This is a genomic window from Tolumonas lignilytica, from assembly GCF_000527035.1.
GTDB lineage: Bacteria > Pseudomonadota > Gammaproteobacteria > Enterobacterales > Aeromonadaceae > Tolumonas > Tolumonas lignilytica.
Map to the genome: position 1 here is coordinate 2,969,354 of NZ_AZUK01000001.1, position 24,164 is coordinate 2,993,517.

17 protein-coding genes and 1 riboswitch are annotated in these 24,164 nt (G+C 49.7%); of the genes, 10 read left to right on the forward strand and 7 right to left on the reverse strand.

The window, feature by feature from the left end; translation table 11 throughout:
- Positions 1-27 precede the first annotated feature (27 nt).
- From bioB to htpX, 5 genes are all read left to right on the forward strand, one after another.
- Positions 28-1,095, forward strand: coding sequence for a biotin synthase BioB (bioB, locus tag H027_RS0113835; protein WP_038149294.1), 1,068 nt, complete (start codon positions 28-30; stop codon positions 1,093-1,095).
- Positions 1,055-2,236 (forward strand): 8-amino-7-oxononanoate synthase, encoded by a 1,182-nt coding sequence (gene bioF, locus H027_RS0113840; RefSeq protein ID WP_237657956.1) that lies wholly within the window; start codon positions 1,055-1,057, stop codon positions 2,234-2,236. Before bioB ends, bioF begins: the two co-directional genes overlap by 41 nt.
- The gene (gene bioC, locus H027_RS0113845; protein ID WP_024873054.1) at positions 2,229-3,002 is read left to right on the forward strand and encodes a malonyl-ACP O-methyltransferase BioC; all 774 of its coding nucleotides are present in this window, start codon (positions 2,229-2,231) and stop codon (positions 3,000-3,002) included. Before bioF ends, bioC begins: the two co-directional genes overlap by 8 nt.
- Positions 2,999-3,682 carry a dethiobiotin synthase gene (bioD, locus tag H027_RS0113850; protein WP_024873055.1) on the forward strand — a complete coding sequence of 228 codons (684 nt, stop codon included), beginning with the start codon at positions 2,999-3,001 and terminating at the stop codon, positions 3,680-3,682. Before bioC ends, bioD begins: the two co-directional genes overlap by 4 nt.
- 154 nt (positions 3,683-3,836) lie before the next feature.
- Positions 3,837-4,712, forward strand: coding sequence for a protease HtpX (gene htpX, locus H027_RS0113855; protein ID WP_024873056.1), 876 nt, complete (start codon positions 3,837-3,839; stop codon positions 4,710-4,712).
- A gap of 71 nt (positions 4,713-4,783) precedes the next feature.
- On the opposite strand, the gene ribB is transcribed toward htpX, so the two are convergent.
- Positions 4,784-5,437: a 3,4-dihydroxy-2-butanone-4-phosphate synthase gene (ribB, locus tag H027_RS0113860; RefSeq protein WP_024873057.1), complete on the reverse strand. Its 654-nt coding sequence runs from the start codon at positions 5,435-5,437 to the stop codon at positions 4,784-4,786.
- Between the two features lie 75 nt (positions 5,438-5,512).
- Positions 5,513-5,676, reverse strand: a riboswitch (FMN riboswitch).
- A 215-nt stretch (positions 5,677-5,891) separates the two neighbouring features.
- On the opposite strand from ribB, the gene tamA reads away from it, so the two are divergent.
- Positions 5,892-7,559, forward strand: a complete 1,668-nt coding sequence (gene tamA / locus H027_RS0113865) for an autotransporter assembly complex protein TamA (RefSeq protein ID WP_237657957.1) — start codon at positions 5,892-5,894, stop codon at positions 7,557-7,559.
- A complete protein-coding gene (gene tamB / locus H027_RS0113870; RefSeq protein ID WP_024873059.1) occupies positions 7,556-11,287 on the forward strand; it encodes an autotransporter assembly complex protein TamB in 3,732 nt (1,243 codons plus the stop codon). The genes tamA and tamB overlap by 4 nt, the downstream gene beginning before the upstream one ends.
- A 67-nt stretch (positions 11,288-11,354) precedes the next feature.
- On the opposite strand, the gene H027_RS0113875 is transcribed toward tamB, so the two are convergent.
- On the reverse strand, positions 11,355-14,303 hold the full coding sequence (locus H027_RS0113875) for a putative bifunctional diguanylate cyclase/phosphodiesterase (RefSeq protein WP_024873060.1): 2,949 nt from the start codon (positions 14,301-14,303) through the stop codon (positions 11,355-11,357).
- 132 nt (positions 14,304-14,435) lie between these two features.
- Between H027_RS0113875 and H027_RS0113880 the strand changes: the two genes are divergently transcribed.
- Positions 14,436-16,145, forward strand: coding sequence for an FAD-dependent oxidoreductase (locus H027_RS0113880; protein ID WP_024873061.1), 1,710 nt, complete (start codon positions 14,436-14,438; stop codon positions 16,143-16,145).
- Between the two features lie 48 nt (positions 16,146-16,193).
- On the opposite strand, the gene H027_RS0113885 is transcribed toward H027_RS0113880, so the two are convergent.
- Positions 16,194-17,168, reverse strand: coding sequence for a bile acid:sodium symporter family protein (locus H027_RS0113885; protein ID WP_024873062.1), 975 nt, complete (start codon positions 17,166-17,168; stop codon positions 16,194-16,196).
- Between the two features lie 79 nt (positions 17,169-17,247).
- Here H027_RS0113885 and H027_RS0113890 point away from each other — a divergent pair, with 79 nt between their 5' ends.
- Complete coding sequence (locus tag H027_RS0113890; protein WP_024873063.1) at positions 17,248-18,039, forward strand: AraC family transcriptional regulator; 792 nt, start codon at positions 17,248-17,250, stop codon at positions 18,037-18,039.
- A gap of 61 nt (positions 18,040-18,100) precedes the next feature.
- Here H027_RS0113890 and gabT read toward each other — a convergent pair whose 3' ends face one another.
- On the reverse strand, positions 18,101-19,378 hold the full coding sequence (gene gabT, locus H027_RS0113895) for a 4-aminobutyrate--2-oxoglutarate transaminase (RefSeq protein ID WP_024873064.1): 1,278 nt from the start codon (positions 19,376-19,378) through the stop codon (positions 18,101-18,103).
- A 41-nt stretch (positions 19,379-19,419) separates the two neighbouring features.
- Positions 19,420-20,883 (reverse strand): NAD-dependent succinate-semialdehyde dehydrogenase, encoded by a 1,464-nt coding sequence (locus H027_RS0113900; RefSeq protein ID WP_024873065.1) that lies wholly within the window; start codon positions 20,881-20,883, stop codon positions 19,420-19,422.
- A gap of 117 nt (positions 20,884-21,000) precedes the next feature.
- Between H027_RS0113900 and H027_RS0113905 the strand changes: the two genes are divergently transcribed.
- Positions 21,001-21,930, forward strand: a complete 930-nt coding sequence (locus H027_RS0113905; protein WP_024873066.1) for a LysR family transcriptional regulator — start codon at positions 21,001-21,003, stop codon at positions 21,928-21,930.
- A gap of 77 nt (positions 21,931-22,007) precedes the next feature.
- On the opposite strand, the gene H027_RS0113910 is transcribed toward H027_RS0113905, so the two are convergent.
- Positions 22,008-22,832: an ABC transporter permease gene (locus H027_RS0113910; protein WP_024873067.1), complete on the reverse strand. Its 825-nt coding sequence runs from the start codon at positions 22,830-22,832 to the stop codon at positions 22,008-22,010.
- A gap of 17 nt (positions 22,833-22,849) precedes the next feature.
- Positions 22,850-24,109: an ABC transporter permease gene (locus tag H027_RS0113915; RefSeq protein WP_038149296.1), complete on the reverse strand. Its 1,260-nt coding sequence runs from the start codon at positions 24,107-24,109 to the stop codon at positions 22,850-22,852.
- Positions 24,110-24,164: the final 55 nt, after the last annotated feature.

Below are 24,164 nucleotides of genomic sequence, written 5' to 3' on the forward strand. Positions count from 1 at the left end.
TATTTTCGTCTGAGAGTATTGATAACAATGTCAGCAAATATCCGTCATAACTGGACAGTAGCCGAAGTTGAAGCGCTGTTTGCATTACCTTTTAACGATCTGTTGTTTCAGGCTCAGGTTGTTCATCGTCAGCATTTCAACCCGAATGAAGTGCAGGTGAGCACATTGTTATCAATTAAAACCGGTGCTTGCCCGGAAGACTGCAAATACTGTCCACAGAGTGCGCGCTACAACACCGGTTTGGAAAAAGAAACTCTGCTGGAAGTCGAAAAAGTACTGCAACGGGCGAAAGAGGCGAAAGAGGCCGGATCTTCACGCTTCTGTATGGGGGCTGCCTGGCGGAATCCTCGTGACCGTGATATGCCGTACATCATCCGCATGATCCAGGAAGTGAAAAATCTGGGCATGGAAACTTGTATGACGCTGGGTATGCTGACAGAAGATCAGGCGAAACAGTTGGCTGAGGCCGGTCTGGATTATTACAACCATAATCTGGATACATCGCCGGAATTTTATAACGCGATCATTACTACCCGTACTTATCAGGAACGTCTGGATACCTTACAGCATGTCCGTGATGCCGGTATGAAGATCTGTTCTGGCGGTATCGTGGGTATGGGGGAACAGGTGCAGGATCGTGCCGGTTTGTTGGTGCAACTGGCCAATCTACCGGTACAGCCGGAAAGTGTACCGATCAATATGCTGGTGAAGGTGAAAGGCACCCCGCTGGAAAATCAGGATGATCTTGATCCGTTTGATTTTATCCGCACTATCGCCGTTGCGCGGATTCTCATGCCTAAATCACACGTCCGTTTATCTGCCGGTCGCGAAAAAATGAACGATCAGATGCAGGCACTCTGTTTCATGGCTGGGGCCAACTCGATTTTCTACGGTTGCAAACTGCTGACTACGCCGAATGCCGATGCAAACGAGGATATGCAACTGTTTGCCCGCCTGGGTTTGAAACCCGAAGCACGCGCCCAGAAGCCGGACATGGTGGAAGAACATGCCCTGCTGGAAGCCATTGCCGATCAGGCGGAAGGTGCATTGTTCTATGATGCCAGTAAACCGCGGACACCAGCCAATGCCGTTTGATTTACAAGCGGCACTGAATAAGCGGGCCGAACAGGGCCTGCTTCGTCAGCGTCAAATACTGCAATCTGGTCAGGGACGCTTCATCCGATTAAATGATCAGTCTTACCTTAATTTCTCCAGCAATGATTATCTGGGATTGGCAGCCCAGCCATTTTTGACCCAAGCCTGGCAGACTGGACTGGACAAATGGGGCGCTGGTGCCGGTGCGTCACCCTTGGTGACGGGTTATACCCAGGCGCATGCGGATTTAGAGCAAACACTGGCCGAATGGCTGGGTGTGGAATCGGTAATGCTGTTCTCTACTGGCTTTGCGGCTAATCAGGCCGTGATAAAAGCATTATTGCAGAAAGAACATAGCCAGTATCAAGATCGACTTAATCACGCCTCTCTTCAGGAAGCCGGGGCACAATCACCCGCTAAAATGCTGCGTTTTCGTCATAATGACATGGCTCATCTGGCTTCGTTGTTACAGCCACAGACTGGGTTAATCATCAGCGAAGGGGTCTTCAGCATGGATGGTGACCAAGCCCCTTGTCAGCAATTGGCCGATCTTGCTGCACAAAGCGGAAACTGGCTAATGATTGATGATGCACATGGTTTGGGTGTGCTGGGTGAACAAGGGCAAGGCTCGCTATCGCATCAACAGGTTTCGCCGAATGGTGTCCATATTCGGATGGCGACGTTTGGTAAAGCACTCGGCGTGGCGGGGGCTTTTGTGGGTGGCAGTAAACAGCTTATTGACTATCTAGTTAACTTTGCCCGTGACTATGTTTACAGCACGCACTTACCGCCAGCTCAGGCCTGTGCCATCCAAGCTGCTATTCATTGGGTAAAGCAAGCGGATGTTGAGCGTGCACACCTACAATCGTTAATACATTTATTCCGAACGGGCATTGCAGAATTAGGTTTTGCCATCGGAGATTCCGTGACTGCCATTCAACCGGTGTTGATTGGCGATGCTGATAAAGCTATTGCCGTTGCTGATCGTTTACGTGCCCGAGGGCTTTGGGTCACGGCTATTCGCCCACCTACCGTACCTCAAGGTACAGCACGTTTACGGATTACGCTGACAGCAGCACATCAGGCCTCTGATGTATCGCTTTTGCTCGGGGCATTAAAAGAGTGTATGGCGGATGTTTGAACAAGTTGATAAGCAAGCACTGGCGGAACGGTTTGGTAAAGCTGCAAGTTCCTATGATCAATATGCATTGTTACAAAAGGAAGTTGGGCGTAATCTATTGAGTCTTATTCCGGATGAAAAGTATGGGAATGGTCTCGATCTGGGATGTGGCTCAGGCTTTTTTTTATCAAACCTGCAACAATTATGTAACTACTTGCTGGCGTTGGATATTTCCACCGGAATGTTGAAACAGGCTGGTTTGCGTGGTGATGCTCAGGGATATGTCTGTGGTGATGCTGAAGCATTGCCATTGCGCAGTGAATCTCAAGATCTGGTTTTTTCCAGTCTGGCATTACAGTGGTGTCATGAACCGGTTCAGGCGTTCAGGGAAATAAAAAGAGTATTAACGTCACAGGGTTATGCGCTGTTTGCTACGCTTAATGAAGGAAGCTTATTTGAGCTACGGGATGCATGGACTGCAGTGGATGACTATGAGCATATCAATCAGTTCATGGGTGTGTCGGAACTCCGTTCTGTTTTGCAGGAAGCGGGCATTCGATGCAAAACTTGGCAGGTTTGTCGCCATGTGATGCACTATGCGGACGTGAATACCATCCTACAGAGTCTGAAACGGATTGGTGCCAGCCAGGTTAACGGAGAGCGTCATCAAGGTCTGTTAACCCGGCAAAAATTGCTTCGTTTGCAACAAGCTTATGAGCGATACCGACTACCTACTGGATTGCTTCCGGTCACTTATAATGTGTGCTACGGAGTTTTACATCGATGAGCAAAACCTTTTTCGTTACCGGTACTGATACCGATGTGGGGAAAACAACCAGTACATTGGCGTTGTTACAGGCGGCTGCCGCAAGAGGATTAAAAGCAGTAGCCTTCAAGCCGGTTGCTGCGGGATGTGAAATCATGGAGGAGGGGCTGTGTAATCAGGATGTGTTGTTTTTACAAAAACACAGTACCTTGCCACTGCAATACGAGCAGGTGGTTGGTTATTCTTTTGAGCCATTCTCTTCTCCTCATATTGCAGCAGAAGAATCAGGTGTGACGATCAAGCTGGATGTGTTGTCAGATGGTTTATCCCGTCTGCAGAAAGCGACGAATGCCGATATCATTTTTGTAGAAGGTGCGGGTGGTTGGCGTGTGCCTATCGGGAATGGTCATTTCCTGTCTGACTGGGTTAAATATGAAAATCTGCCAGTCATCATGGTTGTCGGGGCCCGATTAGGTTGTATCAATCACGCCTTGCTGACCTACGAAGCCATTCATCGGGATATGCTTCCTGTGGCTGGCTGGTGTATGAATCGGGTAAACCCGGCAATGAGTCATTATCAGGCGAATCTGGAAACATTAAAAAGTCTGATCCCATCACCGTATCTGGGTGAGATCCCTTATATCAACAAGCCTCATGAGCATGGGCTTGGACATTATCTCGATATCTCTTCTCTGCTTTAATTTATTTAAATAACCGAGGTGTTTCTATTAATACCTCGGTTATTTCGAGTTAAATATATAGTATTTCTTACATTTCATTTACTTGAAATTCCTATTCGTGACCCTATGATCAGGTTGTGTGCATATACACATTTCGCACGTTAAAGGAGCTGAAATGAAACGCGTGTTGCTGTTTCTTGCGACAAACCTGGCAGTCATGCTGGTCCTGTCGATTGTATTAAGTGTTTTAAGTCGTTTCTTCGGGATTAATCCTCGGGGATCATCGGGTCTGTTGCTGATGGCGATGGTATTTGGTTTCGGCGGCTCAATTATTTCTTTGCTGATGTCCAAATGGATGGCCAAACGTGCTTATGGTATTCAGCCAATCGAACAACCTCGAACTGAGGTTGAATATTGGTTGGTTAATACGGTCAAGCGTCAGGCTGAACAGGCGGGGATTGGTATGCCTGAGGTGGGTATTTATGATGCCGCCGATATGAATGCGTTTGCCACAGGCGCTAACCGCAACGAGGCGCTGGTCGCTGTCAGTAGCGGGTTGCTTTACAACATGAGTCGGGATGAAGCTGAAGCTGTTTTGGCCCATGAGATCAGTCACGTAGCCAATGGCGACATGGTAACGCTCACCTTGATTCAGGGTGTGGTGAATACGTTTGTGATTTACCTGTCGCGTTTGCTGGCTGGAATTATCAGTAACGTTTCGCGTTCTGATGATGAAGAGTCAAGCTTTGGCGGCGGTATGGCATATTTTGCGATTTCAATGGTGCTCGAGCTTGTGTTTGGTTTCCTGGCCTCGATGATCGTGATGTGGTTTTCCCGCCAGCGTGAATTCCGTGCCGATGCGGGTTCAGCCAAGCTGGTAGGTAAAGAGAAGATGATCGCCGCGTTACAACGATTGGCGCACGGACAGGAGTCTCAGTTGGAAGGCACCATGATGGCGTTTGGCATCAATGGTAAAAGCGCGATGATGGAGTTGTTCATGAGTCATCCGCCGTTAGAAAAACGCATCCAGGCTTTACGCGATATGCGCTAATGCTTTGTGATGAGAAAGGCCACTGAATACAGTGGCCTTTTTTATAACCGATGTGAAAAATTGTGAAAAATTTAAACTGCTGCTTTTGTATCCATCGTCAGATAAGTGACGAGATCTTCAATACACAACACCGGCATCTGATGCTTTTCGGCAAAAGTGACAATTTCAGGCAGACGCGCCATCGAGCCATCCTGATTTTGTAACTCACAAAGAACGCCGAACGGTTTTAATCCGGCTAGTTTCATGAGATCAACGGTGGCTTCGGTGTGACCGCGACGGGTTAATACGCCGCCGGAACGGGCGCGAAGAGGAAAGACATGACCGGGCCGGTTAAGATCAGACGGCTCGGCACGGTCAGCAATTGCCGCCCGAATTGTGGTGATCCGATCATGCGCAGAAACACCCGTCGTTACACCGTGGGCCGCTTCAATGGTGACAGTGAATCCGGTTTGATAGGCGCTGGTATTATTCTCCACCATCATCGGTAATGCTAACTGACGAACACGTTCCTCGGTCAGACAGAGGCAGACGATACCCGAACATTCACGGATCATCAGTGCCATCTGCTGCGGGGTCATTTTTTCCGCAGAAAAGATCAGATCGCCTTCGTTTTCGCGATCTTCATCATCAACAACCAACACACCCTGACCTTGCTGTAATGCAATCAGTGCTCGTTCTACGCGTTGAATCGGGTTGCCAAAAGGGGTCAGTAAAGACTGATTCATGGTAATACTCCTGTGTATTTATTTACCAGAATCAGGGCATGGAATAACAGAGCCTCCGCTGAATGCGGAGGCTTGTTGTATCCTCTTCCATCCGGACTATAACCGTCGGCTCCGGAATTACACCGGATCTGCTGACATTAAAGCATGGGGATGCTTTAACCGCTCGCGGGCTCTCAGTTGAAGACCTCTTCATACTGTATACCGCCGGTGGGGACTTTCACCCCGCCCTGAGAATATGCTCTGCTAGGGTAGTCTCAAATTTTCTAAAAACCAAGTAATAGAATTGAAACAAAGACGCTTTTCTGACTCGGTTGAGGCATTGCTGTGATAGGATTTAAAGTGTCACAACACATTAACAAATCAGGCATTCTGTTATAAAGGGATGAGCGGGGATTCATTGAAGTATAACAAATACCGGTATTACCTCATGGTGTGCAGTTTGCTGATGAGCGTTATGTCATCCGCTTTGGCTGCGCCGGTCACCTATGATGTGCGCGGGGTGAAAGGAGAATTACTTGATAATGTAAAATATTATCTGGCGGCCTTGCCGGTGATCGATAGCCAGCGGGTTGAGGCGCGAGAGGCAAAAATTACAGAGGCGATCCGAAAATCGCTGCAGGCACTGGGATATTATTCCCCACAGATTGATTTTAAATATCCGGTTGAGCCATCGCATACTTTGCAGGTGCAGATTGATGCTGGAAAACCGGTTAAAGTTCGGCAGATCCAGGTTGTTTTGGATGGGGATGCGCAAACAGATCCTGATTTTCTGAAAATACTCTCTTCGCTTGATCTGGAGTCCGGCAGTGTTTTGCATCACGGTAAGTATGAAAACATTAAGCATCGCTTGAAAACACTGGCGGCAACGCATGGCTATTTTGATGCCAAAATTACCCAGTCAGATGTTCAGGTGTACCCCCGAGACACGGCTGCCGATATCAACATTATCTTTAACAGTGGGCACCGATATCATTTTGGTTCGATCTCCATCGACGGCATTGCCCAAACTCAATTGATCCAACCGTTATTCCACTTTAAACAGGGGGATGTTTACGATACGCGCAAACTGGCAGAGTTAAGCCAGTCATTATCGCAAACACGTTATTTCCAGGTTGTCGACGTGCATCCTCAAGTCAGTCATGCGCAAAACTTCCAGATCCCGATCACGATTCATCTGCAGAAGAAAAAGCCAAATCAGATGGAAACCGGGATCGGGTTTTCTACCGATGAAGGCCCTCGTGTTCAATGGAATTGGGAACGCCCCTGGGTGAATGATGCGGGACATCGTTTCTCTTCTCAGATCAAAATTGCACAGACAACGCAAACGGTAGACTTCAGTTACCGGATACCCAATAAAAACCCGATAGACGATTATTACCAGTTACAAACGACCTATAACAATGTTTCACAAAGTGATACCCGATCTCAGAAAATAGAAACTGGTCTGCATTACTGGACCACGCTGATGGGAAACTGGCAACGCGATTATTTCTTTAAAACGGCCTATGAACGATATGCGCAGGGGGAAGACAGCGGGAACAGCTTGCTGTTCTTACCGGGGGCCTCGATTAGCCGCGTTCGCAGTCAGGGCGGGATCGATCCTTATTGGGGTGATCAGCAAACCCTGTCTGTGATGTTCTCCGATCCGCTGTGGGCATCGGATACACGATTTGTGAAGGTCTGGGGAAGAACGAAGTGGCTGCGCACCTATTATTCGAAGCACCGCTTGATTTTTCGTGCCGAGCAAGGAGCGTTGCTGTGGGGAAATTTAAGTGAAATTCCGGCATCTCAGCGTTTTTTCACGGGGGGCGATCAGACTGTCAGAGGGTTTGGTTACGAAACCATTTCACCTCATGATGCCACGGGCGCACTCTCGGGCGCGTTGAATACAACGGTAGGCAGTCTGGAATATAACTACCAGGTAGCGCCGAAATGGCGCATTGCGACGTTTGTGGATGTGGGCACGGCAACCAATGATTACAAAGATCCGTGGAAAATGGGTACCGGGGTTGGGGGGCGCTGGTTGACCCCCGTTGGTCAGTTGCGATTTGATCTCGCTTTTGGCGTGTCTGAACAGTCAGTGCCTTTCCGGTTACATTTTGCATTAGGGCCAGAACTATGAGTCTGAGAAGTCGGCGTTGGGTTGCATCCGCAGTGTTGCTGGTTGCATTTCTGGTCGCGCTCCTTTTTTTCTTGCTGTTTTCTGTGTCTGCAAGTCAGTTAATGTGGAATCAGCTCACACGTTGGGTTCCCGGATTACAGGGCGAATGGGTCTCAGGATCGCTTGCGGAGGGATGGCAATTACAAAATGCACGCTGGCGTAATGATGCCATTACGGTCTCGCTAAAGCATGTTCAGACAAAATGGACATTAGCCTCGTTACTGAATGGCGAGTTGGCGCTTGGTGAGCTGGATGTTGAGGGTTTAACTGTCTCACGTACCGATAGTGTAAGTACCGAAGAACAGCTTGCTGCGACCACGGATAACGTAAACAGCTATATCTCAACACCGCTCCCGATTCAGTTAGGGCGGTTAAAGGTGAGCGATTTTTTGTATGACGATTCCGTCGTTCAAGTAAAAGTAAAAGAATTAAACACCGCCGCCAATTGGGATGGACATCGGATTGATATCGCGGGGACTAAGGTGAACTCAGTGGATGTCTGGCTGAAACCCACTGTTATTTCTGCTAAACCATCTGTCGCTGATAAAACATCCCATCCGACCATTCAGCATTCCACGACAGCGCAATCGCTACCGGAGGTGTTTGTTCCTTTTGATATCCGGCTGGCAGAGTTGGATTTGAAACAGGGCCGTTATCATCAGCAAGGGTTTGACACAGGGCTCATGGATCTGCAGTTACAAGCCCGCTTTGATGGTCATGTGCTCAATGTTCAGCGACTAAGTGTTCAGCAACTGACAGCCCTGCAAGATAAACGCAGTGCAGTTTTAACAGGCAGCATGACGTTTATCCGGAATTATTTACTGGATACTCAGTTGAAGGTGACTTCACTGATTCCGGGAAATGCATCCGATTCGCTCCGTACCGTTATCTTGCAGACCAAGGGCGATTTGCAGGATCTGAGCTTTACCGCCACGCTGGAAGGAGCTGAAAAATTACAACTGCAAGGAAAATTAAAACCACTGCACAATGATTTACCTTTTGAGATCCACGGGAATTGGCAAGCGTTACCGTTACCCTCTGTGTTAGCAGGGTTGTCGGTTGGCCGAGGAAAGATCGAGGCGCAGGGGGCATTGAGCAGTTACAAGCTGGATCTGGAAACAGAAGGGAAGTGGCGTGCTTTGCCGTCGAGTCGGCTCCAGCTTGTGTTAACCGGTAGTACAGCGCAATTACAGTTGCAACGCCTACATTTGGGCGACGGACTGAATTATCTCGACATGACAGGGTTGCTTAACTGGAAAAACGGCGTGCACTGGCAGGGACAGACTGACGTATCGTTACCCGCAGTGGCGCACTGGTTACCTGAGACGCAGGCGGCCGTATCGGGGCGCTTAAAACAGAAACTGGACTGGCAGAATGAGCAATGGCAAGGCGAGCTTTCCTCAATTGCATTGAGCGGTAGCTGGAATGGCTTCCCTTTAACTGCACAAGGTGCAATACAGGGCAATCAAAAGGGGAACTGGAATTTTCAGCAGGTGGAAATCAAGAATGGCCCGAATTCACTGGCTCTGAATGGTCATCTTGAACAGGGATGGGCTCTGGCTGCCAAGGTAAGGTTGCCAAAACTGGCGCTGATCAGTCGGCAGTTGGACGGAAGTCTCGATGGCGATCTGCGTTTAAACGGCCCGGTTAAATCACCTATTCTGGCAATGCGTCTCGCGGCATCACGGTTGGTAATGCCTGGGCAAGTCATCCGTGATCTGGCGATCACCGGGCAGGCAACACTGGATAAAATGTTGCCCGGTCAATTACAGATCAATGCAAGCCGCTGGAATATCGATGGCACTTCGTTAAGAAACGTGGCGTTGTCATTACGCGGCAATGCGCAAAAGCACCAGTTAACGCTGACCAGTGAAGGCAAGCAGTTCAATACGAATCTGTTATTGGCGGGTAGTTGGCAAAAAGAGGGTTGGCAAGGGGTGCTACAAGATGGGAGATTAGGTGGCACCCTTGGTGATTGGCAATTGCAGGCACCGTTAAAATTACAATGGAAAAATAATGCACTGGCACTGAAAGCGCATTGCTGGCGTTCTGCTCCGGCTAAGCTCTGTTTTGAAAATGCATCCATTGCATCTTCGGATGGTGCGATCCCGTTTGCTTTATCTGGGTTAGATGCGCAACGTATCAGACCCTGGTTGCCTGAGAACCTGAACTGGAACAGCGTATTAGAGGCCAATGGCTTATTGGGGTGGCATAAGGGCGCGCCTAATCTACGGTTATCTGCGCGCAGTCAACATGGTGAATGGGTGACTGAGCAGGTCCACACCCCTTACCGGGATATGCAGTTACAACTTGATGTGAATGCCACGACTGCAAAAATAGTGTTTCTCCTCGATTCGGATATGTTGGGGCATATCAACGTCAATGCACAGGTCGCTGATCCATTAAAACGGCGAGTATTAAGTGGATCTGTGAATGTGAGTGATTTACAGCTCTACGGTGTCGGACCGTTGGTGGATGTGCTGCACAGTACGAAAGGCACCGTGGATATTCATGGCCGTTTAGCGGGGACGCTGCATGTTCCTCTGTTTTATGGTCAGATCAATTTGAAAGATGGAGAAGTAGATACTGCAACTGAAATGGTGAGTCTGAAACAGATCAATGGCTCATTGCTGGTGGAGGGAGATAAGGCAACTTTGAATGCCAGTATGGCGGCAGGCAAAGGGAAAATATCTCTTACCGGACATTCCAGTTGGACAGATGGTATTCCAACGGGTTTATTGGCATTACATGGTGAGCAGGTTGAATTGGCGTTTGCCGGGTATGGCAGCGGCAAAGTAGATTCTGATCTGCAATTGCAGTTTGATGCCGATAAGGTCTCGTTGAGTGGCGATGTCTCGGTGCCCTGGGCGCGAGTTGATGTTAAAAACCTGCCTGATAATGGTGTTGAAGTGTCAGACGATGTGCATATTGTCCGGCCGTTACAACAACAGAATGTCTCTGTGCCATTTCCTTTCATGATAGATGTGAATTTAACGCTGGGTTCCGATGTCCGCATCAATGCGATGGGGTTAAGGACGGCACTCGCCGGCAGTCTGCACTTTAGTCAAAAACCGGGGCAGTCATTGCTGACGCAGGGGGAGATCCGATTAGTGAATGGGCGGTTCAAGGCTTACGGCCAGAATCTGGTGATCCGCAGTGGCAAGTTGCTGTTTAATGGCGATGTCACGACACCTTATGTTATGGCCGAGGCGATCCGTGATCCTGCGACCATGGAAAATACGAGCGTGACGGTCGGTGTGAAAATTAATGCGCCGATCACGTCAATCAGTGCTCAGGTGTTCTCGGAACCTGAGTTGCCGGACACCGACAAGCTCTCTTATTTATTGCGTGGTCGCAGTTCAACCGCAACCACGAATGGTTCTACCGAAGAAGCCATGGCGGCCATGATGATCGGGGCAGGGCTAGGGCAGGCGAATGGGGTGGTGTCGGATGTGGCATCGACGTTTGGTCTGAAGGATGCGACGTTTGACACCAAAGGCAGTGGCACGGACACGAAGGTGAATTTATCGGCGTATGTGCTGAAAGATTTGCAGCTGCAATATGGTGTCGGTGTTTATAGCGCAGTCAGTGAAGTAACGTTACGTTATTTCCTGCTTCCACAGCTTTATTTGCAGGCGGTAAGCAGTCTGAGCCAAGCCGTCGATATATTTTACAAATTTGAATTCTAGACACATCAAGGCAGGCTTTGAACAATCATCGCTTTGAATCTATCACGGTTCTGCCTTGATGCGTGACTCAGGATTTGGCTAAGTATTCCTGTTCCAGTAATTGCGTGAATTCATGAGACGGGATGGGTTTACTGCGCAGATACCCCTGAAAATAATCACACTGCAGTCGGCAAAGCATATCTAATTGCTCGGTGGTTTCCACACCTTCGGCTAACACCCGGAACTTCAGCACTTGTGCCAGACTCACAATACAGGAGACCAGAGCCTGATCCCGGTTGTCATCGGCCAGTCGGTTGATGAATGAACGATCCAGTTTGACCTCATTCACCGGTAACGATTTCAGATAGGCCAGCGAGGAATATCCGGTACCAAAATCGTCAATCGACAAACTGATGCCTAACTGGCGCAAGTGTTGCATTTTATCAATGGTATCCTGCAGGTTTTCCAGCACTACCGATTCGGTAATTTCCAACATCAAATGCTGTGCGGGCATTTGAGTATTTTCCAGCAGCCACTCCATCTGATTCACAAAGTCATGGCAGTGGAACTGACGCGCACTGACGTTAACCGATAAATTAGGTAACAACAGTCCGTTATCTTGCCAATACACAAATTGGGAACAAGCCTGTTTCAAAACCCACCAGCCGATATCGTTGATCAGGCTAGTTTCTTCGGCTATAGGAATAAAATCACCCGGCGGGATCAGCTTTCCCTGATGTTCCCAGCGAATCAGCACTTCGGCGCCGACTAGCTTTCCGCTTCGTGTTTCATACTGTGGCTGGTAATGCAGACGGAACTCATTGGCCGCAAGCGCATTGCGTAACTTGATATTCAGCTCAAGTCGTTTTCTGATTTCATCTGCCACATCTTCGGTAAAGAAGGCAAATTGCCCGCGGTTATTTAGCTTGGCTGTGTGTGAGGCGGTTTCTACCTGTTTCAGTAATTCCAACGGCTCTGTATCCGTCCGGAACAGCGTAATGCCCAGCGTACAGGTGACGTGTAATGAAATGCCATTCAGCAGATAAGGCGTTTGAAATAGCCCTAACAACTGATTGGCAATGAATTCGCAATGGATCTTGGCCGCGACGTCACTTTGTCCTAATGAGGGGGCGATTAACAACAGTTGGTCGGAAGAGATCCGGGCCAGATAATAATTGGGATAGTTCTGCTGCAGGCGTTGAACCATTTTGATGAGCAAGAGATCGCCATAGGCATGGCCGAGCGAGTCATTGATATTCTTGAAATTATCGACGTCGAGCAATAATAACCCGTTGGTTTCTCCGCTTCGGTGTGCACTGGCAATGGTTTCGGTCAGTTTTTCCAGCAACGAACGACGGTTGGGCAGGCTGGTCAGATCGTCGGTGTAGGCCAAGCGTTCAATTTGTGCTTCGGTGCTGCGCTGTTCCGCCAGATCTTCAAATGCACAGACATATTGCCGAACAATGCCATACTCCATAATGGCATTGACTTTGAGGTTAACCGGGAAATAGAAGCCACTACTTCTTACTAACCGTTCTTCACCCTGCCAGTATCCCTCATCTTCTATTGCGCTGAGCAGGGTATTAAAAAAGTCATCCCCATAATAGCTGGGGCGCAGCATCCGGAAATGCTTGTCCAATACCTGCGCTTCACTGTAGCCGGTGATGCTGCAGAATGCCGGATTGACACGCTCAATGTAGCCGTGTTGGTTAATAACCAGCATGGCTAGCTGATGATGATCAAAGGCGGTATCGGCCGTTTTCAGTTGATGCTTCAGTGTCTGATACTGTAATTCAGCCTGAATTCTGACTTGTATCAGCGCAAAAACCTGCATGATATTGGCGTAATTTTCAGGGAGATCATGGAAAAACAATAAAGCGATCCCTGAAAGTTTGTTGTCTTCACTCTTCAGTGCTTGTGCCAGACACCAATGCTCATTTTGTAGCAGTTGCCGCGGGATCGATTCTTCATCCCACACCATAAGTCCATTTTGTAACAGTTGCTTGCGCAGGCTGTAGCTAAACTCCATGACTGGAGGAAGAAAACCGCTGACCGAAGGGCAGGGTTGAATATAACCCGGTAATTCCGATGGCATGGCGATGATGCAACGCTCGGCTCCCGTCTGTTTTTGTAGCACGGATTGCACGTCGGCGAAAAAATCAGCGCCCTGTAAGGCGGCCGTCTTGGTATTAAAATGATGCAGCCAATCATCAAATTGCCCCGGGAGGGCCAGCGGAGCCGGGGTCGCCGAAGACGCAGGGGCTGGTAAGTCGTGCATGGTCAGCAATGTGGCCGCAGTTTGTGCAAACTGGAATAACTCAGGGGCGAAGCTATCCTGTAATTGTCGGTATTCGAGCGTCAATACGCCGCAAAGTTGGCGATCGATCCGGAGTGCGGAATCTAAACGGGCGAGAATACCGCTGTCTTTGTAGTAGTTTTGCCCAACCAGAAGCGGCTGGTGGTGAATATCTGAAAAGCCAAGCTGTTGGCGAATATCCAAGGCCCGTTGATAGCGTCTGTCGACCGGTTGCGCACGCGGGAGGGTTTCATTGCCACTGACAAAGATCGGGATCAGCGTTTGCTGTTGCAATTGCCAGACAATCAGGCGATCGCAGCCGGAATAATAAATTAGCGTTTCCAGTAACTTGCGATTGCGTTCCGGGCCAGATAAGCCCACTACGGATTTCTCCAGCTCCAGTACCGCCAGACCCTGTACCGGCATGGCGTGGATATCGGGTTTTGCAAAAATGAGCCAATGTCCGGTGTCGGTTGGCGTGACATTCAGTTGCCAGGTTGTATCATCAAGCGAAAGCGAGTGAGTCTGTTGCCGATGTCGGCTGAATAGAGCGTTCAGTTGTTGTGCATAAGGGGCTGGCAGTTGGTCCGGCCACTGCATCTCGGGTTGCGGCAATAACGACACAGGGACAGGGTCTTGTGTATTTGCCGGTTTAATTTGTCGGGTAGCAGAATTCCATAGCAGGAAACAACCGGTAGCGGTTTTGTCGTTGGCTACAATTGGAGTGTCTAAAAAATTCATACAAAACAATATCCTGCGCACATTCTTTAAAGAATAGCCTAAAACGGCAAAAGCACAACCCAAGACAAAAATTACTTGATATTTATATTAGGCAAATCTAAATTAAAGCCATTCATTATCAGGGGATCTAAAATGACAAAAATTGTAATTATCGGTGGGGTTGCCGGTGGTGCATCGGCGGCAGCCCGAGCTCGCCGTCTGTCAGAAGACGCTGAAATTTTGATGCTGGAGCGCGGCGAGTTTATTTCTTTTGCTAACTGTGGATTACCTTATCACGTCAGCGGTGATATTACGCAACGCGAAGCCTTATTATTGCAGACGCCACAGAGTTTTAAGTCTCGTTTTAATGTTGATGTCAGGGTGTTTTCAGAAGTTATCGCGGTCGATCGTCAACGCAAGGTTCTGACGGTCAAGAACCTGCTGACCGATGAAGAGTATCAGGAGTCTTACGACAAGTTATTACTGAGCCCGGGTGCAGCCCCGATCCGTCCGCCTATTCCTGGCATTCATAGCGCCAATACCTTCAGTCTGCGTAATATTCCTGATATGGATCGCATTCTTGCTGCCATTTCAGTGAATAAACCTAAGCACGCTACTGTTGTCGGTGGTGGTTTCATCGGGTTGGAAATGGTGGAGGCATTACATCAGCGTGGCATCGCTGTCACACTGTTGGAGTTATCCTCTCAGGTGATGGCACCGGTTGATCCGGAAATGGCCAATTTTGTTCATCAGGTACTGGTACAGCAACACACCGATCTGCGTTTAAATACAGGCCTGACAGCCATTACTGAAATTCCGGTGGTTGTCTCTGAACCCGATGCTACCGATGATTATGTGGAGCATCCAGATGCGGCCAATCATCTGGAATTGACCTTGAGCACCGGAGAGAAACTGGTTACCGGTCTGGTGATCCTGGCGATCGGGGTGAAACCAGAAACGGTACTGGCGTCTGCTGCCGGGCTGGAGTTAGGCCCTCGGGGCGGGATCAAAGTCGATGAAGGCATGCGCACCAGTGACCCGGATATCTATGCGGTCGGCGATGCGGTTGAAACGCCGGATTTTGTCACCGCACAGCCGGCCTTGATCCCGTTAGCGGGCCCGGCGAACCGTCAGGGTCGTATTGCGGCAGATAATATGCTGGGGCGTGATGAACAATATCAACGCACACAAGGCACAGCCATCTGCAAGGTTTTTGATTTTGCTATTGCCAGCACAGGTCACAGTGAAAAGAGCTTGAAACGTCTGGGCCGTGCGTATGAAAAAGTCTATGTGCATCCAGGCAACCATGCCGGTTATTATCCTGGTGCATTCCCGGTCAGCTTCAAATTGATCTTTGACCCGACAACAGGACAAATTCTGGGCGGTCAGGCCTTCGGTAAAGAAGGGGTTGATAAGCGGATCGATGTCTTAGCCGTAGCAATGCGTGCCGGATTGAAGGTGCAGGATCTGGAACATCTGGAACTGACCTACGCACCGCCTTTCGGTTCTGCGCGCGATGTCATCAACCAGGCGGGCATGGTGGCGACAAATATTATCAAAGGTGATGAGCGAGTCTGTCATGTCGAGGATGTTTTAAACATCACCGAAGCGCAATTCCTGCTGGATGTGCGGAATCCGGGCGAACTGACCAACATCGGTGCTATTCCCGGTGCCGTCAATATTCCAGTGGATCAATTGCGTCAGCGCTTGGCTGAATTACCGAAAGACAAGGAAATTCTCATTACTTGTCAGGTTGGTTTACGCGGTCATGTTGCCTATCGCCTGTTGGCCAACAACGGTTTCACTGCCCGTAATTTATCCGGTGGTTATAAAACTTATCATATGACGACAGCCCAGTTTTAATCCAGGCTGGCAGGAATGAAAAAGGCGACCTTGAGTCGCCTTTTTTTGTTACTCGGTCGCACGTTTTGCGTAGCGTTGGGCTAATACAGCACAAATCATCAATTGAACCTGATGGAACAGCATGAGGGGCAGCAGTATCGGCCCCAGATGTGCACCTGCAAACAATACTTTTGCCATCGGCACGCCGCTGACCAGACTTTTCTTGGAACCACAGAAGACAATGGTGATTTCATCCGGTAGCGGGAAACCCAAGCTGCGGCTCAGTAATCGGGAACTGCTCAATACAATGCCCAGGATCACCAGACAAGCGACCAGCAAGCCGAATAAGGCGATGAGAGGCACGGTCTGCCAAAGATGCTCAATCACCGCAGCGCTGAATGCGGTATACACCACCAGCAAAATTGAGCCACGATCCACAATCCCCAGCACCTTTTTATGCTTGGTCACAAAACCACCGATCCACGGTTGCAACAGATGACCCAGTACAAACGGGAAGAGTAATTGTAAGAGGATCTTGCTGATGCCGTGCAGATCGGCGGCACCACCACTGCCTTTGGAGAGTACAATACTTACCAGTACGGGGGTGATAAAGATCCCCAGCAGGCTGGAGGCGGAGGCGCTGCACACCGCCGCCGGCACATTCCCCTTGGCGATAGAGGTGAAGGCGATGGCGGATTGTACGGTAGCCGGTAAACAGCAAAGATAGAGGATGCCCTGATAAATCACGGGCCCGACGAGTGGTGTCAGCACGGGTTGCAGCAACAGTCCTACAATGGGAAAAAACAGGAAGGTCAGGCTCATGACTAACAGATGCAGCCGCCAATGCGTGATCCCGGCCAAGATTGCTCCCCGTGATAATTTGGCACCATGCAGGAAAAAAAGCAGTGCAATGGCGATGTCTGCCACATGATTAAAAATAACGGCTGTTGTACCGTGGCAGGGAAATAAACTGGCGAGCGTCACGGTGCTGATCAGTAGCAGTGTGAAACGATCGGGGAAGAGACGAGATAATCGGCTGAGCATAACCTGTTCCTGTTGTTAATCTTTTCGGAAATACTTTAAGCTTTCTGTTAATGCCCAGCTAACGATAAAAAGTCATTTTATGTCGACAAAAGGACATCCTGTCCGCACTGAGCGGATCGTTCCTGATATAGAGCAATTGCCGCGACCTGTTTATGCAAGGAATGAGTCTGTAGCCCGTGATTCCCAGACGGTATGGCATCAGCATGACTGGGTTCAGGTGTCTTATGTCATTCACGGGATGCTGACCGTTTACACCGAGCACAGTAGTTATGTGGCGCCGCCGATGTGGGCAGTCTGGATACCGAAAGGGGTACGGCATCAAGTGGTCACGTCTGACCGAGTGGAAATGCGGGGGCTTTACATCGAATCCGGCCAAGTACATCCGCTAGAGCAGGACAATGAATGTCGTGTTTTAGAGATCACTCCGTTATTACGCGAATTGATCTGCAGTTTTTGTACTCTGCCCGTGATGTATGACCCCGCCAGTGAGGATGGTCGCTTAGTTCAGGTCATGTTGGATCAATTAAAAGTAGCGAGACCGGTTTCGCTGTCATTACCGATGCCGACCGATCCGCGCTTAATACGGCTATGTCACGAATTACAATTACATCCTGACGATAAGCGCACCTTGGTCGTTTGGGGTAATCTGTTAGGGGCATCGGAGAAAACACTGACACGGCTTTTTCTGAAACAAACGGGTTTATCGTTTCGTCGCTGGCGTCAGCGTTTGCGGCTGTTCAGCGCATTGCGTCGTTTAGAGCAAGGTGAAAAAGTCACGCAGGTGGCGCTGGCCTGCGGTTATGATTCAACCTCGTCCTTTATTGCGGCATTCAAGATCCAGTTCGGTATTACGCCGAGTGAAGTTTTTTAGCGCCCAATAAAAAAGCATCCGGTCGAAACCGGATGCTTGGCTTATGGACATGGAGGAGAGATTAAATCAGTTCGTTGATCACGCTTTTCAGTAATGCCATGCCTTCATCAACGATGTTCATTTCGGTGGTTAGCGGCGGTAAGAAACGGATCACGTTGGCACGTGTACCGCAAGACAAGAGGATCAACCCTTTTTCAGCCGCCTTGGCACAAATGGCTTTGGTCAGGTCTGAATCTGGTTTGCTCATGTCGCCATTTTTCACCAGCTCCAGCGCCACCATAGCGCCCAGATTGCGGATGTCTCCCACAATAGCGGGGTGTTCTGCCCGGATATCTTTCAGATGATTGACCATCCGCTCACCGATCGCCAGTGCACGATCGCAGAGTTTTTCTTCTTCGATGACATCAAAAACGGCAAGACCGGCAGTGGTGCCCAGCGGTGAACCAGCGTAAGTACCACCCAGACCACCTGGCTGTGGGGCATCCATGATCTCGGCTTTCCCTACCACGGCGGAGATTGGGAAACCACCGCCCAACCCTTTGGCCATCGTGACCAGATCCGCTTCGATGCCGGCATATTCATGCGCAAACATACGGCCTGTGCGGGCAAAACCGGTCTGGATTTCATCACAGATCAGCATGATGCCTTTCTGATCGCACAGCTCACGCAATTTTTGCAGGAAAGAGACAGGGGCAGGATAGAATCCGCCTTCACCTTGTATACATTCAATAATGATGGCTGCCACCCGATTCGGGTCGATGTCGCATTTGAAGCGCTGATTCAGCTCTTCAAAGCTGGCTTCTTCCGAAATACCCAGCAATGGATTCGGGTAGGCAACATGAAAAATTTCTGCCGGGAAGGGGCCGAAACCAGCTTTGTACGGTTGCACCTTACCAGTCAGACCGACAGTCAGCAGGGTACGACCATGGAAGCCGCCGTTGAAAGCAATGATGCCAGAGCGGCCAGTGTAAGAGCGAGCAATCTTGACGGCATTTTCAACGGCTTCAGCGCCAGTGGTGACAAACATCGCTTTTTTCGGTGTGTTACCCGGTACGGCCTTAACCAGCTTTTCAGCCAGTTTTACGGCTGATTCGTAAGGCGTGACGGTCATGCAGGTATGACTGAAGTTATCCAGCTGTGCTTTGACTGCTGAGACGACTTTCGGATGACTGTGACCGGTGTTGACGACGGCAATACCGGCACCGAAATCGATATAGCGTTTTCCTTCTACATCCCACAGTTCGGCATTTTTCGCCTTGGCGACGTAGATACCATAGGCATTGCCTTCACCACGAGCAAAAGCAGCTTGTTTACGTTGTTGCAGTTCAGCGTTATTCATTGGTAACTCCTTCTAACTATGCAGTCAAATTCCGTTCAGACTCAGTGCAGACCGCCCATACAGAGGTATTTAATTTCGGTAAATTCTTCGATGCCATATTTTGAGCCTTCACGGCCCAGCCCCGACTCTTTCACACCACCAAACGGGGCGACTTCGGTGGAAATACCACCTTCGTTGATCCCGACCATGCCATATTCCAGTGCTTCTGATACCCGCCAGATCCGGCTGATATTCTGGCTGTAGAAATAGGCCGCAAGCCCGAAGGGGGTATCATTCGCCATGGCAATCGCTTCGGCTTCGGTAGAAAAACGGAACAGGGGAGCAACCGGTCCAAAAATTTCCGAGTGGAAAATTTTCATGTCACTGGTGACTTCCTTCAACACGGTTGGCTGGTAGAAATTGTCGCCGGCAGGGTGTACTGAGCCACCGCACATAACTTTGGCACCCCGCGTGACCGCATCAGAAACCAGATGTTGTACCTTATGCATCGCAGCCTGATTGATTAACGGGCCAATGGTGGAACCCGCTTCCGTGCCTAGGCCTACTTTCAGTTTTTTCACAGCGGCCACCAGCTTCTCGGCAAACTGTTCATAGATACTGTCTTGTACCAGGATCCGGTTTGCGCAAATGCAGGTCTGCCCAGCGTTACGGTATTTAGACACCATCAAACCGGCAATGGCTGCGTCGATATCGGCATCATCAAACACGATAAACGGTGCGTTACCGCCCAGCTCCAGACCCAGTTTTTTTACGGTTGCGGCGCATTGGCTCATCAATTGCTTACCAACGGGTGTTGACCCGGTAAACGTGAGTTTGCGAACGCGGCTATCTCCGCAGAAGACTTGACCAATTTCAGCTGCCTTACGGCTAATAATGACTTGGAATACATCTTCTGGAATACCGGCCTGATGCGCCAGGGTGACCAATGCCAGTGCAGACAACGGTGTTTCATCGGAGGGCTTCACCACGATGGTGCATCCAGCACCAAGAGCGGGCGCCACTTTGCGCGTGATCATGGCATTCGGAAAATTCCAAGGCGTGATGGCCGCCACCACACCGATGCCTTGTTTGAGGGTCAAGATGCGGCGGTCGCCACTGGCAGCAGGGATGATATCGCCGTATACACGTTTGGTTTCTTCGGCAAACCATTCGATGTAGGCGGCACCATAAGCAATTTCACCTTTCGCTTCGGCGAGCGGTTTACCCTGTTCCAGCGTCATTAACAGTGCAAGTGCATCCTGGTGTTTCATGATCAAATCAAACCAGCGACGCAACAAAACGGCACGCTGTTTGGCTGGTAATGCCTGCCAAGCGGGCAAGGCGGCACTGGCCCGGTCGATGGCACTTAATGCATCACCGGCAGTTTGATTATGCAGTGTCGCAATAACAGCACCGGTCGCCGGATTGGTCACAGAAAAGGTTGCACCTACTTTAGGTGTCATCCATTGAGAGGCTTGCCACTGGCAGAAGGGAGCCAACAAAGGATCGATAGAAGGATAGCGCATACGGAATCTCCGGTGACAATTGGGCCCGTGTGTGTCGGGCTGATATATCCATACTAGCGCGTTATACCGTTGCATAAATGACTGACAATCAACTCTTACATTGAGGAAAACAAAACAATGGTGCAGGTTTCACTGATCGAATTAGGGCAAGTCGGCGATTATGAAATTCGCCTGCTAAAAGTATTCAAGACAGTGGTTGAATGCGGCGGATTCTCAGCAGCCGAAACTGTGTTGAATATCAGCCGGTCTACCATCAGTGTGCATATGGCGAATCTGGAGCATCGTCTCAAGCTGAAGTTGTGCAGTCGGGGGCGCTCTGGGTTTTCTCTCACGGAAGAAGGGGCCATCATTTATGAATCGGTTCGCCGGTTGTTTTCTCAGTTGGAAGATTTCCGTTCTACCGTCAACGCGTTGCACGTGCAGCTTTCCGGTGAGTTGAAGCTGGTAGCCAGCGATACCATTTGTTTGGATGAGCGTTGCCGTTTTCCGCAGGTATTGAGTGAATTTTGCCGTCAAGCGCCGGATGTTTTCATGCAGTTTGAAACGGCGCCGATGAGCGATATTGAGCGGATGATCCTGAACGGCGAGGCGGATGTGGGTTTTATTCCCTATCACCGGAAGCTGGACGGGCTGATTTATCACTCACTCTATGAAGAAACCTGTTATCTCTATTGCAGCGACCGTCATCCTCTGTTTATGGAAGAAGACGATGACCAGATCCGTCAGGGTTTGGTGAATTGCCGTTCTGTACAAGCCGGGATCCAGAGCAATCCGGAAGTAGCTGTGCAGATGGTGGGGTTACAGAAGTCGGCAACGGCTTATTATTATGAAACGCGGGCGACCATGATCCTTTCGGGGGCTTATGTCGGTTTCCTGCCGGAACATTATGCTGCCCGCTATGTCGATGAAGGGCGCTTATGCAAGCTGCTACCTCAGGAACGCTCCTATAAGCTGGGCATTGCGGCAATTACGCATCAATTTGGCCGGCTGAATAAACCGCGTGATTTCTTTATGCGTCTGCTTCAGACCCAGATTGCACGGAGATAAAAGCTAAAAAAAGCGCCGCTAGGCGGCGCAATAGGTGGAACTTGCAGAAAGAAATTTGATTAACGACAGGGAACGCATCAGTGCGCGGTGGTGCGCATTTTTTCGGAACGGCCGCGTAACCATTCCAGCGTCAGCAGCATCGCAACAGATACCAGAATCAGCACGGTGGCGGCCGCCGCAATTGCGGGGCTGATGTTTTCGCGAATACCACTGAACATCACCCGTGGCAACGTCGCCTGTTCCGGGCCGGCCAGATATAACGTCACGACCACTTCATCAAAACTGGTGGCAAAAGCGAACAATGCTCCTGAAATCATGCCGGGGCCAATCAACGGCAAGGTCACCTTAAAGAACGTCAGCATTGGATCGGCTCCCAGACTGGCCGCGGCCCGGCTGAGATTCTTGTTATAACCTTGCAAGGTTGCGGTCACGGTAATGATCACAAATGGGATACCTAACACCGCATGTACCAGGATCAGCGAGAAATAGCTGTTGGACAGCCCCAGCGGGGCAAAAAACAGATATGAAGACACACCGACAATTACCACCGGCACGACCATCGGGGAAATCAGAATACTGGTCAGCAGGGCTTTGCCTTTAAATTCGGCTCGGGTCAGGCCAATCGACGCTAACGTGCCAAAAAACATGGCGACCACGGTGGCAGCAGGGGAGACGATCATGCTGTTCATCAATGAACGCATCCACTCCTGTGAGGTAAAGAAGGTCTCATACCAGCGCAGCGACCAGCCTTGCAGCGGATAAACCAGAAAGGCACCACCGTTGAATGACAGCGGGATCATGATCAGCACCGGTAACATCAGGAACAACAATACCAACCCGCAAATGCCACGATGTGACCAATACCAGAGCCGTTCAAAATTAGAAGCATAAGGTCTCAACATAATGTCATCCTTGTTTCTTAGCCTAGACGCAGGCGGTTTGCGCCTACCAACCAGCTATAAATTACGTATAAAACCAATGTTGCCAGCAGTAACAAGCCACCCAGTGCGGTTGCCATGCCCCAGTTGATCGTGGTGTTGGTATAGAACGCGACAAAATAACTCACCATCTGATCATTCGGGCTACCCAGTAACGCCGGGGTAATGTAGTAACCGATAGACAAAATGAACACCAGCAGGCAACCTGCGCCAATTCCGGCATAAGTCTGTGGCAGATACACCAGCCAGAAACTGATCATCGGTGGGCAACCCAATGAGATGGCGGCGCGTTGATAACTGGCCGGAATATTTTTCATCACGCTATACAGCGGCAGGATCATAAATGGCAGCATAATATGCACCATGGCGACATACACGCCGAAGCGGTTGAAAACCAGATGCAGCGGTGAATCAATCACCCCGAGATGCTCAAGCAATTTATTCACCAGTCCATTGTTTTGCAGCAAGACAATCCAGGCTGCAACACGCACCAGAACTGATGTCCAGAATGGCAATAGCACACAAATCATCAGCAGGTTAGCGCTGCGGGCAGGCAGTGTCGCTAACAGATACGCCAGCGGATATGCGAGCACTAGGCACACGGCAGTGATCACCAAACTCATCCAGAAGGTGCGAAGAAACACGCTCTGATAGATTGCTTGATCATTTGACACTTTGACGATGGCACCGGTCTGGTCTTTTTTCAGATCCAGTGAAGAGAGCAGATAGTTCGGTGTATAAGCCGAGCGATTACGATAGATGGCTTGCCAGTAAGTGCTATCGCCCCAGCGTTTATCTAAGTCGATCAGGGCCTGTTTATACGAGGTGGTATTGGCGTCAAATGGCAGGCTGTCAGCGGTATTATTTAATAAACTGCGATAACCGGATATTTCACTATTCAGACGTTTGCCCAGATTACCCAGCGCATCATTGTTGTTTGCTGTTTCAATATCTTTGGCTAACGCTTTGTAAATATCTTCTGGCGGTAAACCCTGACCATTCCAATCTGTCATTGCCGTTACAGTGGTTGGTAACAAGGCTGCAACCTCTGGATTGTCGATACTTTTTTTAAGCATGACCACCAGCGGAACTAAAAAAACAACAACCAGAAAAATGATAAGCGGCAGAATCAGTCCAAAAGATTTAAGGCGATTGATGCGCTCAGCCCGATGCAATTTTGCCTTCAGGGATTCGGTATCCACAGGCTGGGGGAGTGTGTCCGAGATGGTTGATGACAGCATAATGTTATTCCTGACAGACGGCGCTCAGGCCTGGATCATTCCGTTGAAATCAGTG

Excerpts from the sequence above, each read along its gene's own strand:
- bioB (WP_038149294.1), top strand. The coding sequence starts at position 28 with ATGTCAGCAAATATCCGTCATAACTGGACAGTAGCCGAAGTTGAAGCG.
- bioF (WP_237657956.1), top strand. The coding sequence starts at position 1,055 with ATGATGCCAGTAAACCGCGGACACCAGCCAATGCCGTTTGATTTACAA.
- bioC (WP_024873054.1), top strand. The coding sequence starts at position 2,229 with ATGTTTGAACAAGTTGATAAGCAAGCACTGGCGGAACGGTTTGGTAAA.
- bioD (WP_024873055.1), top strand. The coding sequence starts at position 2,999 with ATGAGCAAAACCTTTTTCGTTACCGGTACTGATACCGATGTGGGGAAA.
- htpX (WP_024873056.1), top strand. The coding sequence starts at position 3,837 with ATGAAACGCGTGTTGCTGTTTCTTGCGACAAACCTGGCAGTCATGCTG.
- ribB (WP_024873057.1), bottom strand. The coding sequence starts at position 5,437 with ATGAATCAGTCTTTACTGACCCCTTTTGGCAACCCGATTCAACGCGTA.
- tamA (WP_237657957.1), top strand. The coding sequence starts at position 5,892 with ATGTCATCCGCTTTGGCTGCGCCGGTCACCTATGATGTGCGCGGGGTG.
- tamB (WP_024873059.1), top strand. The coding sequence starts at position 7,556 with ATGAGTCTGAGAAGTCGGCGTTGGGTTGCATCCGCAGTGTTGCTGGTT.
- H027_RS0113875 (WP_024873060.1), bottom strand. The coding sequence starts at position 14,303 with ATGAATTTTTTAGACACTCCAATTGTAGCCAACGACAAAACCGCTACC.
- H027_RS0113880 (WP_024873061.1), top strand. The coding sequence starts at position 14,436 with ATGACAAAAATTGTAATTATCGGTGGGGTTGCCGGTGGTGCATCGGCG.
- H027_RS0113885 (WP_024873062.1), bottom strand. The coding sequence starts at position 17,168 with ATGCTCAGCCGATTATCTCGTCTCTTCCCCGATCGTTTCACACTGCTA.
- H027_RS0113890 (WP_024873063.1), top strand. The coding sequence starts at position 17,248 with ATGTCGACAAAAGGACATCCTGTCCGCACTGAGCGGATCGTTCCTGAT.
- gabT (WP_024873064.1), bottom strand. The coding sequence starts at position 19,378 with ATGAATAACGCTGAACTGCAACAACGTAAACAAGCTGCTTTTGCTCGT.
- H027_RS0113900 (WP_024873065.1), bottom strand. The coding sequence starts at position 20,883 with ATGCGCTATCCTTCTATCGATCCTTTGTTGGCTCCCTTCTGCCAGTGG.
- H027_RS0113905 (WP_024873066.1), top strand. The coding sequence starts at position 21,001 with ATGGTGCAGGTTTCACTGATCGAATTAGGGCAAGTCGGCGATTATGAA.
- H027_RS0113910 (WP_024873067.1), bottom strand. The coding sequence starts at position 22,832 with ATGTTGAGACCTTATGCTTCTAATTTTGAACGGCTCTGGTATTGGTCA.
- H027_RS0113915 (WP_038149296.1), bottom strand. The coding sequence starts at position 24,109 with ATGCTGTCATCAACCATCTCGGACACACTCCCCCAGCCTGTGGATACC.